Here is a 12,116-nt window from a genome sequence, read left to right on the forward strand (position 1 = left end):
CTTACCTGCAGGGCTGGGCGATCCCCGGGATCGCAAACGATGCTTAACCTGTTAAGGATATTCCATGAACAGCATAAAACTAGAATGGAAACGTGGTGACTGGGCTGCTTACTTTGGGCTGATGACCAACAACCTGACTAACCTGCTGACAATGATGGGGCTGCTCATTTTTGTCGTCGGGATCCCTACCGAAATTGTCTATGGTCGCATTGCGCCTGCCTTTGGTCTGGCGGTGCTGGTGGCCAGCGTCTGCTACGCCTGGTTTGGCCTGCAGATGGCAAAGCACACCGGGCGTAAAGACGTGACGGCGCTGCCGTCTGGGCCGAGCGCACCGTCAATTTTTACCGTGACCTTCCTGGTGCTAATGCCGGTATATCAGCAAACCAAAGATGCCAACTTTGCTATCCAGATAGCCCTGGTGTGGTGCTTTGTAGAAGCGTTGATCCTGGTCGGCGGCTCCTTCCTGGGCGAGACCATCCGCAAGATGATCCCGCGTACGGTATTACTTTCTTGTCTGTCCGGTCTGGGACTGTTGCTGCTGGCGATGAACCCGATGCTGCAGGCATTCGAAGCGCCGACCGTCTCTTTCATCGTCTTGTTGTTAATCTTCATTAACTGGTTCGGTAAGAAGCCGATTTTTGCCCGCATCCCCACCGGTTTGCTGCTGCTGATTGCCGGTACAGCGTTGGCGTGGATCTCCGGTTTGCAAAGCCCGGAAGCCATTAAATCTTCGATGTCTTCCTTTGGCTTCAACCCGCCGGAAATCCATGTCGACAGCTTCCTGCAGGGGTTGCCGCACGCGCTGCCGTACCTGGCTTCTGCGGTTCCTCTGGGTCTGGCGAACTACATTTTTGACCTTGAGAACATTGAAAGTGCGCATGCGGCGGGTGATGAGTACAACACCCGTAAGGTCATGATGGCGAACGGTTTTGCCTCCATGCTCGGCTGCATGCTGGGCAACCCATTCCCGGTGACCGTATATGTTGGGCATGCGGGCTGGAAAGCGATGGGGGCCAGCATCGGTTATACCCTCGCTTCAGGCATCACCATGTTCCTGGTACCGCTGTTTGGGCTGGGGGCGTTTATGCTCGCGATTATTCCGATGACTGCGATAGTGCCGATTCTGGTGTTTATCGGCGTGGTGACCGCCAACCAGGTGGTGCGAGAGACGCCCAAAGTCGAGGTTCCCGTTATCTTTATCTGCTTGTTCCCGTGGATCGCTAACTGGGCGTTGACCATCGTCAACAGCGTGATGGGCGCCGCCGGAACATCCGCGGGGAAACTGGGTAGCGACCTGCTGCACAGCAAAGGTGTCTATTACGATGGGCTGGTGCATCTGGGAAGCGGCGCGCCGCTGGCCAGTATGCTGTGGGGCTGCGTCGCTATCTTCGCCATTATGAATAAGCCGCTGCGTGGGGCGATTGCCGCAGCTTTTGGCGCGCTGTTATCGCTGTTTGGTGTGATCCACTCTCCGGCGGTTGGCTTTGCAGAAGGCAGTTCGATGATGTTTGTTGTGGCCTACCTGATGATGAGCGGCATGTTTGTCCTCAAGCATGTTCTTGATAGCCGTGAAGCGGTGACTGCGCCTGAGCAGGAACCGACGAAAACGACCTGAATCGCCTGTAAGCGGAAGATAACACTATGAAAGAACTTGTGGTCGTTGCCATTGGCGGCAACAGCATTATCAAAGATAACGCCAGCCAGTCGATTGAGCACCAGGCTGAAGCGGTGAAAGCGGTGGCGGACACGGTGCTGGAGATGTTGGCATCGGACTACAACATTGTGCTGACGCACGGAAACGGGCCGCAGGTGGGGCTGGATCTACGGCGTGCGGAAATCGCGCATGAGCGTGAAGGGTTGCCGCTCACCCCGCTGGCAAACTGCGTCGCCGATACGCAGGGCGGGATCGGCTATCTGATCCAACAGGCGCTGAACAACCGCCTGGCGCGGCGCGGTGAGCAGAAGGCGGTTACGGTGGTCACGCAGGTGGAGGTCGACAAAAACGATCCGGGCTTCGCTAACCCGACCAAGCCTATCGGCGCGTTCTTTAGCGAAGCGCAGCGCGATGAACTGCAGCGGGTCAATCCGGGCTGGCGCTTTGTTGAAGATTCGGGACGCGGCTACCGCCGGGTCGTCGCCTCTCCGGAACCGAAGCGTATTGTCGAGGCGGAGGCGATCAAAACGCTGACCCAGCAAGGCTTTGTGGTGATTGGCGCGGGGGGCGGTGGGATCCCGGTGGTGCGTAGCGATCAGGGGGATTATCAGAGCGTGGATGCGGTGATTGATAAAGATCTCTCCACGGCTCTGCTGGCGCAGGAGATCCGCGCTGACATTCTGGTGATCACCACCGGCGTCGAACAGGTCTGTATTCATTTTGGCAAACCCAACCAGCAGGCGCTGGATACGGTGGATGTCGCAACGATGACCCGTTACATGCAGGAGGGACATTTCCCGCCGGGGAGCATGTTACCCAAAATCGTTGCCAGTCTGGCGTTCCTGGCGCGTGGCGGTAAGCGAGTGATCATCACCACGCCGGAATGCCTGCCGGCCGCACTGCGCGGCGAAACGGGCACCCATATTGTCCATTCCTGAGAGGAAATGTGAATGAAGGAAAGTAACAGCCGCCGTGAATTTTTAAGTCAGAGCGGAAAAATGGTGACCGCTGCCGCGCTGTTTGGCGCAGTGGCTCCAGTCGCGTATGCTGCTAATCCTGTCGGGAACACCTGCGGGGCGAAGAGCACAATGACGATTAACGATAAGCACTATTACCTGGATAACGTCCTGCTGGAAGCGGGGTTTGATTACGAAAACTCGGTGGTGGTGCATACCCGTACCGCGCTACAAACCGTTGAAATTCAGGACGGGAAAATTGTTGCCCTGCGTGAGAATAAGCAGCATCCGGATGCGACGCTGCCGCACTACGATGCGGGTGGAAAGCTGATGCTGCCCGCCATGCGCGACATGCACATCCATCTGGATAAAACCTTTTACGGCGGTCCCTGGCGTTCGCTGAATCGCCCGGCTGGCACCACCATTCAGGATATGATCCGCCTTGAGCAAAAGCTGCTGCCTGAACTCCAGCCTTACACGCAGGAGCGCGCGGAAAAGCTCATCGATCTGCTGCAATCAAAAGGCACCTCGATCGCCCGCAGCCACTGCAATATCGAACCGGTTTCCGGGCTGAAAAACCTGGAAAATCTGCAGGCGGTGCTGGCGCGTCGCCAGCCGGGTTTTGCCTGTGAAATCGTGGCGTTTCCGCAGCATGGCCTGCTGTTATCGAAGTCTGAACCGTTGATGCGTGAAGCAATGCAGGCGGGGGCGCATTACGTCGGCGGTCTGGACCCAACCAGCGTGGACGGGGCGATGGAAAAATCCCTCGACACCATGTTCCAGATTGCGCTGGATTACGATAAAGGCGTGGATATCCATCTGCATGAAACCAGCCCGGCAGGCGTTGCGGCGGTGAATTACATGGTGGAAACGGTGGAGAAAACGCCGCAGTTGAAGGGCAAACTGACCATCAGCCACGCATTTGCGCTGGCAACCCTGAACGAACAACAGGTGGATGCGCTGGCGAGCCGCATGGCGGCGCAGCAGATTACCATTGCCTCGACGGTGCCGATCGGTACCTTGCATATGCCGCTCAAGCAGTTGCGTGACAAAGGCGTGGAAGTGATTACCGGGACCGACAGTGTGATTGACCATTGGTCGCCGTACGGGCTTGGAGACATGCTGGAGAAGGCGAATCTGTACGCGCAGCTCTATATTCGTCCCAATGAACTCAACCTGTCGCGGGCGCTGTTCCTCGCCACCGGCGATGTGCTGCCGCTTAACGATAAAGGTGAGCGCGTCTGGCCGAAGGCGCAGGATGAAGCCAGCTTTGTACTGGTGGATGCCTCCTGCTCAGCGGAAGCGGTCGCGCGAATCTCGCCACGCACCGCGACCTTCCATAAAGGCCAACTGGTGTGGGGGAACGTCGCAAGCTAGCCTGGTTTGATGCGCAGCGGCAATCGCTGCTGCGCTCTCTGCTCGTTAACCGACGATCCCCATATAGCCGTGAATCCCCATATATAAGCCGACCATCGCGATAAGCGCGCTGGAAAAATAGGGCGCTTTGCGTGCCAGTGTGTTAAATCCGCTCCAGCGTTTGGCCGCCTGCTGCACGCTGATTGCCGCTCCCACGCCCACCGTTACCAGCGTTAGCGCCAGCCCGAGGCTGAAGCACAGCACCATAGTGGCACCCAGCGTGAAGGCTTTGAGCTGGATGCAAATCAGCAGTACCGTAATGGCGGCAGGGCAGGGGATCAACCCGCCGGTCAGACCAAACAATAATATTTGGCCGTTGGTGACCTCTTTGCCTGCAAAGCGGCGCTGAATATCGGTAGCATGTGCCCGCTCGTGCGCGTCCTGATACGCTTTTGAACCCTCGCTCAGCCCTGCTAACGCAGCATGGTTATGATCGTGGTCGTGGTCATGTTCGTGATGATGGTGGTGATGGTCATCATGATCATGGTGATGCTCATGATCGTGGTCATGATGCGTCTGGGTCAGCCAGTTCTGTTCTCCCTGCCAGGTTCGCCAGAACATCCAGAATGCGGTCCCGAGAATAATAATCGCCGAGACAAACTGCAGCCAGGGCTCAACGGCCTGGGCAGTAAACGCTTTGCTGATATACATCCCGCCGAGCGCAATCAGCCATACCACTGCGGTATGCGACAGCGTTGCCGCCAGCCCCAGCATCACCGCCTGTTTGATGGTTCCCTTAATGGCAATAATAAAGGCCGCCATCATCGTCTTGGAATGCCCCGGTTCCAGACCGTGTAACACTCCTAATAGAATCGCGCTGGGAATGAAAAACCAGGCGTTGCCTTGCTGAAGAAGCGTAGAAAACTCACCCATGAGAATGATTCTTAGTTGTTTAATTTTGCCAGATTCTACTCCCCCCCAGTATTAAATACTACCCCCCAGTAGAATGACGATGGTATTGTCGCTACAGCCAGACGTTGAAAAGGTATTGCTATGTCACACACGATCCGCGACAAACAAAAGCTGAAAGCCCGAACCAGTAAGATTCAGGGGCAGGTAGCGGCGTTGAAAACCATGCTGGATGAACCGCATGAATGCGCGGCGGTATTGCAGCAAATAGCGGCGATCCGCGGTGCGGTAAACGGGTTAATGCGCGAGGTGATTAAAGGTCATCTGACCGAGCACATTGTGCATCAGGGCGATGAAATTAAGCGCGAAGAAGATTTGGATGTGGTTTTGAAGGTACTCGATTCGTACATCAAATAAGTCAGTTTAACGGCTCATCCACATACTGATGAATGAGCCGTTAAAAACACGTTCTAGCCAAAAAACATCACAGATACGCACAACAGACCGACAATCAGGGTGATCAGATTACCCACTGAACGGTACGGCTTTAGCGCCGGGATCAGATAGGTAGATAATGTCGGCATGATAAACAGAATCATGGCAATCAGCGGCCCGCTAATCGCGTAAATCATTGAAATTGCATTAGGGTTAATGCAGCAAATGATAAACGTAATGGTCGAAACCAGCATAATGGACAGGGCGCGGTTAAAGGCCCGGCTTTTCTTCACTCCCACCTGATGCAACGATGTTTTTACCACCTCGGTTGCCCCTTCAATCACGCCAAAGTAGGTGCCGAGGAACGATTTTGACATCGCCACGACGGCGACAATGATCCCAGAAATCGACAGCCATGCTGGTGCGTTTGGCATCATCGATAGCGCTGACAGAATGGTCACCCCTTCATTTTTCGCGTCCTCGATATAGTTTGTCGGAATCGAAAGCAAACAGCTGAAGACGAAAAACAGCACGCTCAGGCAGATGATGACGTAGGCTACCTTCATGATTTTTTTGCATTTACCCATGGCCTGCTCGCCATATTTCTCACGTCGGTCGATGGCGAACGTCGAGATAATTGGCGTATGGCTAAAAGCAAAAACCATCACGGGAATAGATATCCAAACCTGATGAAGCGTGTGCTGATCGAAAGACATCTGGCCAGTGAGTAGCGTTGGCTGCCAGCTTCCGGTCAGGTAGAGCGAAAGGAACAAAAAGTACGCGATGAGCGGGAACACCAGAAAGCCCATTACCCGAATGGTTGCTTGTCGGCCCATCAGAAAAATCAGGTTCAGCACCAGCACCACGCCAAGGCTGACCAGCATGCGAACACGCAGATCGATGGCGATATGTTTTGCCAGTTGTTCAGTAAGTGAATTGGTTATCGCCACGGCGTAGATCAGCACCACCACAAAGAAGGCAATAAAATAGAGGGTCGTGATCAGGCTGCCTATCTTTTTGCCGTAGTAGTGCGTAACTGCACCAGTGATCCCTTCACCTGCCGAGGTTTTTGAGGACAGGATAAACTGGCACAGCGCCTTGTGCGGCCAGTAGGTTAAAGGCCAGGCGACGAGTGCGGTGATAAACAGCACCACCGCGCCTGCAGAACCCAGCTGTATGGGGAGGAAGAGGGTTCCTGCGCCGACGGCAGTCCCATATAGTGCGAAGCTCCAGAGAGTCTCTTCTTTTGACCAAAATTTCGACATTATTTGAACGTATCAACTATAAAATAAACAAAAAGAAGCGCAATTTACCACAAATGGCAGGGGCTGGGGGAGGTGTCAACAAGCGGGCGAGTGAATGGATCAAAAGCCGGAACCGAGAAGATTCCGGCTATTGTTTGAATTATCAGGCAGTAACGCGCTGCTGGCGACGCTTCATAACGCGCTCGCGTAAAGTGTCATAAGCCCAGTTATAGAACATGGTGTATGGCAGGAAGAACAGGAAGAAACCTATTTCCAGCGTGAATGCCTGGAGCAGGCTGACGTTCAGCACATACGCCACGATGCTCACCCCGATGACAATAAAACCGCTCTCGAAGCCTAAGGCGTGGAATGCCCGCACTTTAGCCGTACGTTTTACCAGGTGCGACGGCCACAGTCGGTCAAACAGGGCGTTATAAATGATATTCCAGATCATCGCCGTGGTGGCGAGAAGAATGGTCAGTCCGCCCATTTCCAGCACCGAGCGCTGCATCAACCATGCGGTGGTTGGTGCGAGGATCGCGGTGGCAATGCCCTCAAAGCAGACGGCATGAAAAATTCGCTCCAGTAACGAGCGGCGTTGGACTGTATCGTGTTGCATAATCTAAAACCTTCTTTGATGCCCGGATAACGGAATGGTGGCAATTTTATCGTTTTATGTGATATCTAAAAGATAGTATCCATCGATAAAGTAGATAGTTCATGCGTTACTCCCCTGAAGCGTTAACGGCATTTGTGGAGACCGTTTCCTGCGGCTCATTTTCTGCTGCGGCCCGGCGGCTGCGTAAAAGTCAGTCCACCATCAGCACGGCCATTGCGCATCTGGAAGCCGATCTCGGTTTTGCGCTGTTTGACCGCTCATCACGTCAGCCGACGCTAACCGAAGAAGGTAAGCGGGTGCTGGGCTATGTGCAGGCAATTTTGACGGCCAGCGAACGTCTTGATGAGGCAGCGATTTCGCTGTCGGGTGAAACGGAAGCGCGTCTGACCTTCGTTTTGTCTGACACGCTGCACCCGGATGTGCTGGAAGAATTGATGGTGCAGTTTGACCACAAGTTTCCCCATACCGAGTTTGAATGTCTGATTGGCGAAGATGAAGACGTTATCGATCTGCTGCAAAAAGGACGTGCTCAGGTTGGGTTGATCGAAGCGCGGGAGGATTACCCGACCGACATGGGCGTCACGCGTCTGCCGATGCAAACCTGGATGGGATTATACGTTGCGGCATCACATCCACTGGCGACTCAAGAAAAACTGCAGTGGGAACAGCTACATACCTGGCGAGAGCTGCGGCTGAATACCTATCTGGAGAGCGGCACTAACGTGGCGCGCGGCCCCGTCTGGTCGGCGCCTAACTATTTGTTGCTGCTGAGTATGGCGGTGCAGGGATTCGGCTGGTGCGCGCTCCCTTGTGCGCTGGTGGAGGAGTTTGCGGCAGAAAAACCGCTGGTCCAATTGATGCTGCCCGGCTGGCCAAAGGCTATCTCTATCGATCTGCTGTGGAATAAGAAATCACCGCCTGGCGTGGCGGGAAGTTGGCTGCGCGACCATTTACAGCAGAGTGGCGTTCAGATGACCAATAAATGATACGAATTTCCTTTGTGATAAAAATCACCGTTTTTAAACAACCTTGATAACTCTTTTTAACAATCATCTACTATTGCGATGTTATTTTGCGCTGAGGTGGTGATGAAAGAGGTTGTGATAGTCGGGGCGTTACGGACACCAATCGGCTGCTTCCAGGGGACGCTGGCGCGCCACTCTGCCGTTGAATTAGGTAGCATGGTAGTCAGGGCGTTACTGGAGCGCACGGGCGTGGACGTTCACGCTGTGGATGAAGTGATCCTCGGACAGGTGCTTACCGCAGGTGCCGGGCAAAATCCGGCGCGTCAGTCCGCCATCAATGGTGGGCTACCCAATACCGTCTCCGCCATCACCATTAACGATGTCTGCGGCTCGGGTCTGAAAGCGCTGCATCTGGCGACCCAGGCTATCCAGTGCGGCGAAGCCGACATTGTGATTGCGGGCGGACAAGAGAATATGAGCCGTGCGCCGCATGTCCTTACTGATAGCCGTACCGGCGCACAGTTGGGCAACAGTCAACTGGTCGACAGCCTGGTGCATGACGGCCTGTGGGACGCTTTCAACGATTACCATATGGGCGTGACTGCGGAAAATCTGGCGCGGGAATATGGCATCAGCCGTGAACTGCAGGATGCCTACGCACTGCATTCGCAGCACAAGGCGCGGATGGCAATTGACGCCGGGCGCTTTAAAGATGAAATCGTGCCGGTGGTAACGCAGCGTAATGGGCAATCGTTCGTGGTGGATACCGACGAACAGCCGCGCACCGATGCCAGCGCAGAAGGGCTGGCGCGTCTGGATCCTACCTTCGACAGGCTCGGTTCAGTAACCGCGGGCAACGCGTCATCCATCAATGATGGCGCCGCTGCGGTGATGATGATGAGCGAGGCCAAGGCCCTGGAGCTGAATTTGCCGGTGCTGGCCCGCATTCGTGCCTTTGCCAGCGTCGGGGTCGATCCCGCGCTCATGGGAATTGCGCCGGTGTACGCGACGCGCCGTTGCCTTGAGCGTGTGGGCTGGCAACTGGCTGATGTTGATCTTATCGAGGCCAACGAAGCCTTTGCCGCACAGGCATTGTCCGTTGGAAAAATGCTGGAGTGGGATGAACGGCGAGTGAATGTGAACGGCGGAGCCATTGCGCTCGGTCATCCGATTGGCGCATCTGGCTGCCGTATTCTGGTTTCACTGGTGCATGAAATGGTGAAGCGTCGGGCGCACAAGGGCCTGGCAACGTTATGTATCGGCGGTGGTCAGGGCGTGGCGCTCGCTATCGAGCGAGATTAACCACCCGAAGTTTTCTCTGCTTAAACGCCTTTCCCGCTGTATATCCCCTGCATCTATAAAAAAGCCCTCCAACAGGAGGGCAAGGCCAGTTACAGAAACATACACTCTAAACTCTGCTAACGTATCAAAACGGTGTTTCATTTCATGTGATTAACAGCGCACTTTGTTAGAAAAGGTGTGTGAACGGCATGTGAGGCTGGCTGTATTTTCAATGTCTTATCCCTACCCCTCATGAACTACTCTTGTTTATTTTTATCTATCTAATTGTTTTAAATAATTTTATTGAAACCGTTCCCGCGATTTATATGCGCTAGCGTGATCGCAATTACACTTTTGATAATAAGATGCAGAAAAAGTGAAACGTTGTTTTATTTGTAATTGAAAACCCATTCCGGGAGGGATATCATGAGCGCATAAGATAAAACGGAACAGCGTTTTGCTATTCGTTTAAGCATTCACGGTCAATTTATCACTGGAGGTAAATGTGGACGTAAGACAAAGCATCCATAGTGCGCATGCGAAAACCCTGGACACTCAGGAGCTGCGTAATGAGTTTTTGGTCGAAGAAGTGTTTGTCGCAGATGAATACACCATGGTCTACAGCCACATTGACCGCATCATTGTTGGCGGCATTATGCCAGTGGCCAAAACCGTCTCTGTGGGTGGCGAAGTCGGCAAACAGCTGGGCGTAACCTACTTCCTCGAGCGTCGTGAGCTGGGGGTGATTAACATCGGTGGCCCGGGCACGATTACCGTTGACGGCCAGTGCTATGAAATTGGTCATCGTGACGCGCTGTACGTCGGGAAAGGGGCCAAAGAAGTGGTATTCGCCAGTATCGATACGGCGAAACCGGCGAAGTTTTACTACAACTGCGCGCCGGCCCACACGACTTATCCCACCAAAAAAGTCACGCCAGCAGACGTTGCGCCAGTGACGCTGGGCGATGACCTCACCAGTAACCGTCGTACCATCAACAAATATTTTGTGCCGGATGTGCTGGAAACCTGCCAGTTGAGCATGGGTCTGACCGAACTGGCGCCGGGTAACCTGTGGAACACCATGCCGTGTCATACCCATGAACGTCGTATGGAAGTCTATTTCTATTTCAATATGGAAGAAGATACCTGCGTCTTCCACATGATGGGGCAGCCTCAGGAAACGCGTCATATTGTGATGCACAACGAGCAGGCGGTGATTTCGCCGAGCTGGTCAATTCACTCCGGCGTTGGCACCAAAGCTTATACGTTCATTTGGGGCATGGTCGGCGAAAACCAGGTCTTTGATGATATGGACCATGTAGCGGTCAAAGATCTGCGCTAGTTGCGGGCGATAGCCGTGCCTGCTGCGGCGGGCATTATAAAAAATTAAGGATTTACAATGATTTTGAATGCATTCTCTCTTGAAGGTAAGGTCGCCGTTGTGACCGGTTGTGACACTGGCCTGGGTCAGGGTATGGCATTGGGTTTGGCTGAAGCGGGCTGCGATATCGTGGGGATCAACATCGTTGAACCGACGGAAACTATCGAACGCGTGACCGCGCTGGGGCGCCGTTTTTTAAGTCTGACCGCCGACCTGCGTCAAATTGACGGCATTCCGGCGCTGCTGGAGCGCGCAGTGGCAGAATTCGGTCATATCGATATTCTGGTCAACAACGCAGGTCTTATCCGTCGTGACGATGCGATCGACTTCAGCGAAAAAGACTGGGACGACGTGATGAACCTGAACATTAAGAGCGTGTTCTTTATGTCTCAGGCCGCGGCGAAGCACTTTATCGCTCAGGGTAACGGCGGCAAAATTATCAACATCGCCTCTATGCTTTCTTTCCAGGGCGGGATCCGCGTGCCGTCTTACACCGCGTCTAAAAGCGGCGTAATGGGCGTCACCCGCCTGATGGCGAACGAGTGGGCCAAACATAACATCAACGTCAACGCAATTGCGCCGGGTTACATGGCGACGAACAACACTCAACAGCTGCGCGCTGATGAGCAGCGTAGCGCAGAAATTCTCGATCGTATCCCGGCGGGTCGTTGGGGTCTGCCGAGTGACCTGATGGGGCCGATTGTGTTCCTGGCATCCAGCGCATCTGACTATATCAACGGCTATACCGTTGCGGTAGACGGCGGCTGGCTGGCGCGTTAATCCGCTTTCCAGAACCGACAAACCCTGCCCTTTGGCAGGTTTTGTCGGTTAAACATAAGGTGAATGTAGCAATACACCGGAGGCGACATATTCATTCCCTCTGGAACAACATTATGCCGCCAGGCAGATTACGAACAGATAAAATTACGCGGGCAGAAAATCTTCGCGCATGGGCGTAAAGGTATCCAGTAGCGTTCCCGGTTTTAAACAGATGCAGCCATGCATAATGTTGGGCTGTTTATATAGGGTATCGCCTGCCCTAACGACATGCATTTCTTCGCCGATGGTAAATTCAAACTCCCCAGACAAAACGTAAGTCAGCTGCTCATGCGGATGATTGTGCATCGGGCCAATCGCGCCTTGCTCGAAGTTCACCTCAACCGCCATCATTTTACCGTCGTGAGCAAGAATGCGTCGGGTAACGCCATTGCCCAGATCTTCAAGAGTGCTCTCTTTATGAAAAATAAACATCTGGCCTTCCAATAATTAAAACAATGTTTCATTAAACCTATATCAGAAAATTAAAAAAAGAAATG

Annotated in this window: 12 protein-coding genes; 8 read left to right on the forward strand and 4 right to left on the reverse strand. The window is 53.8% G+C overall.

Annotation, left to right across the window (positions count from 1 at the left end):
* The first annotated feature begins 64 nt into the window (after positions 1-64).
* From HV311_RS04375 to HV311_RS04385, 3 genes are read left to right on the forward strand one after another with little or no spacing between them, the layout of a single operon-like run.
* Positions 65-1,615 (forward strand): hypothetical protein, encoded by a 1,551-nt coding sequence (locus tag HV311_RS04375; protein WP_016154296.1) that lies wholly within the window; start codon positions 65-67, stop codon positions 1,613-1,615.
* Positions 1,616-1,641: 26 nt separating this feature from the next.
* A complete protein-coding gene (locus tag HV311_RS04380; protein WP_047499340.1) occupies positions 1,642-2,592 on the forward strand; it encodes a carbamate kinase family protein in 951 nt (316 codons plus the stop codon).
* 12 nt (positions 2,593-2,604) lie between these two features.
* Positions 2,605-3,987, forward strand: a complete 1,383-nt coding sequence (locus tag HV311_RS04385) for an amidohydrolase family protein (RefSeq protein ID WP_016157391.1) — start codon at positions 2,605-2,607, stop codon at positions 3,985-3,987.
* A 45-nt stretch (positions 3,988-4,032) separates the two neighbouring features.
* On the opposite strand, the gene HV311_RS04390 is transcribed toward HV311_RS04385, so the two are convergent.
* Positions 4,033-4,899 carry a nickel/cobalt efflux protein RcnA gene (locus HV311_RS04390; RefSeq protein WP_019077611.1) on the reverse strand — a complete coding sequence of 289 codons (867 nt, stop codon included), beginning with the start codon at positions 4,897-4,899 and terminating at the stop codon, positions 4,033-4,035.
* 120 nt (positions 4,900-5,019) lie between these two features.
* Between HV311_RS04390 and rcnR the strand changes: the two genes are divergently transcribed.
* On the forward strand, positions 5,020-5,292 hold the full coding sequence (gene rcnR, locus HV311_RS04395) for a Ni(II)/Co(II)-binding transcriptional repressor RcnR (protein ID WP_003825567.1): 273 nt from the start codon (positions 5,020-5,022) through the stop codon (positions 5,290-5,292).
* 53 nt (positions 5,293-5,345) lie between these two features.
* On the opposite strand, the gene HV311_RS04400 is transcribed toward rcnR, so the two are convergent.
* Entirely contained in the window at positions 5,346-6,575 is a 1,230-nt protein-coding gene (locus tag HV311_RS04400; RefSeq protein ID WP_029139645.1) for an amino acid permease, read from the reverse strand.
* 142 nt (positions 6,576-6,717) lie between these two features.
* The gene (locus HV311_RS04405; protein WP_016154290.1) at positions 6,718-7,173 is read right to left on the reverse strand and encodes a multidrug/biocide efflux PACE transporter; all 456 of its coding nucleotides are present in this window, start codon (positions 7,171-7,173) and stop codon (positions 6,718-6,720) included.
* A 101-nt stretch (positions 7,174-7,274) separates the two neighbouring features.
* Here HV311_RS04405 and HV311_RS04410 point away from each other — a divergent pair, with 101 nt between their 5' ends.
* From HV311_RS04410 to kduD, 4 genes are all read left to right on the forward strand, one after another.
* Positions 7,275-8,159: a LysR family transcriptional regulator gene (locus HV311_RS04410; RefSeq protein WP_016154289.1), complete on the forward strand. Its 885-nt coding sequence runs from the start codon at positions 7,275-7,277 to the stop codon at positions 8,157-8,159.
* A 102-nt stretch (positions 8,160-8,261) separates the two neighbouring features.
* Positions 8,262-9,440, forward strand: coding sequence for an acetyl-CoA C-acetyltransferase (locus tag HV311_RS04415; protein WP_016157388.1), 1,179 nt, complete (start codon positions 8,262-8,264; stop codon positions 9,438-9,440).
* Positions 9,441-9,924: 484 nt separating this feature from the next.
* Positions 9,925-10,761: a 5-dehydro-4-deoxy-D-glucuronate isomerase gene (gene kduI, locus HV311_RS04420; RefSeq protein ID WP_016154287.1), complete on the forward strand. Its 837-nt coding sequence runs from the start codon at positions 9,925-9,927 to the stop codon at positions 10,759-10,761.
* A 57-nt stretch (positions 10,762-10,818) separates the two neighbouring features.
* The gene (gene kduD / locus HV311_RS04425; RefSeq protein WP_016154286.1) at positions 10,819-11,580 is read left to right on the forward strand and encodes a 2-dehydro-3-deoxy-D-gluconate 5-dehydrogenase KduD; all 762 of its coding nucleotides are present in this window, start codon (positions 10,819-10,821) and stop codon (positions 11,578-11,580) included.
* A gap of 144 nt (positions 11,581-11,724) precedes the next feature.
* Here the strand turns inward: kduD and HV311_RS04430 are convergent, their stop codons facing one another.
* Positions 11,725-12,051: a cupin domain-containing protein gene (locus HV311_RS04430; protein WP_191220758.1), complete on the reverse strand. Its 327-nt coding sequence runs from the start codon at positions 12,049-12,051 to the stop codon at positions 11,725-11,727.
* Between the last annotated feature and the right edge of the window lie 65 nt (positions 12,052-12,116).

The organism is Citrobacter sp. RHBSTW-00881, from assembly GCF_013728515.1.
Lineage (GTDB): Bacteria > Pseudomonadota > Gammaproteobacteria > Enterobacterales > Enterobacteriaceae > Citrobacter > Citrobacter braakii.

Bases quoted from the DNA above. Each gene is read 5' to 3' on its own strand.
- HV311_RS04415 (WP_016157388.1), top strand. From the start codon at position 8,262: ATGAAAGAGGTTGTGATAGTCGGGGCGTTACGGACACCAATCGGCTGC.
- HV311_RS04430 (WP_191220758.1), bottom strand. From the start codon at position 12,051: ATGTTTATTTTTCATAAAGAGAGCACTCTTGAAGATCTGGGCAATGGC.
- HV311_RS04410 (WP_016154289.1), top strand. From the start codon at position 7,275: ATGCGTTACTCCCCTGAAGCGTTAACGGCATTTGTGGAGACCGTTTCC.
- HV311_RS04380 (WP_047499340.1), top strand. From the start codon at position 1,642: ATGAAAGAACTTGTGGTCGTTGCCATTGGCGGCAACAGCATTATCAAA.
- HV311_RS04400 (WP_029139645.1), bottom strand. From the start codon at position 6,575: ATGTCGAAATTTTGGTCAAAAGAAGAGACTCTCTGGAGCTTCGCACTA.
- kduD (WP_016154286.1), top strand. From the start codon at position 10,819: ATGATTTTGAATGCATTCTCTCTTGAAGGTAAGGTCGCCGTTGTGACC.
- HV311_RS04405 (WP_016154290.1), bottom strand. From the start codon at position 7,173: ATGCAACACGATACAGTCCAACGCCGCTCGTTACTGGAGCGAATTTTT.
- HV311_RS04385 (WP_016157391.1), top strand. From the start codon at position 2,605: ATGAAGGAAAGTAACAGCCGCCGTGAATTTTTAAGTCAGAGCGGAAAA.
- HV311_RS04390 (WP_019077611.1), bottom strand. From the start codon at position 4,899: ATGGGTGAGTTTTCTACGCTTCTTCAGCAAGGCAACGCCTGGTTTTTC.
- HV311_RS04375 (WP_016154296.1), top strand. From the start codon at position 65: ATGAACAGCATAAAACTAGAATGGAAACGTGGTGACTGGGCTGCTTAC.
- rcnR (WP_003825567.1), top strand. From the start codon at position 5,020: ATGTCACACACGATCCGCGACAAACAAAAGCTGAAAGCCCGAACCAGT.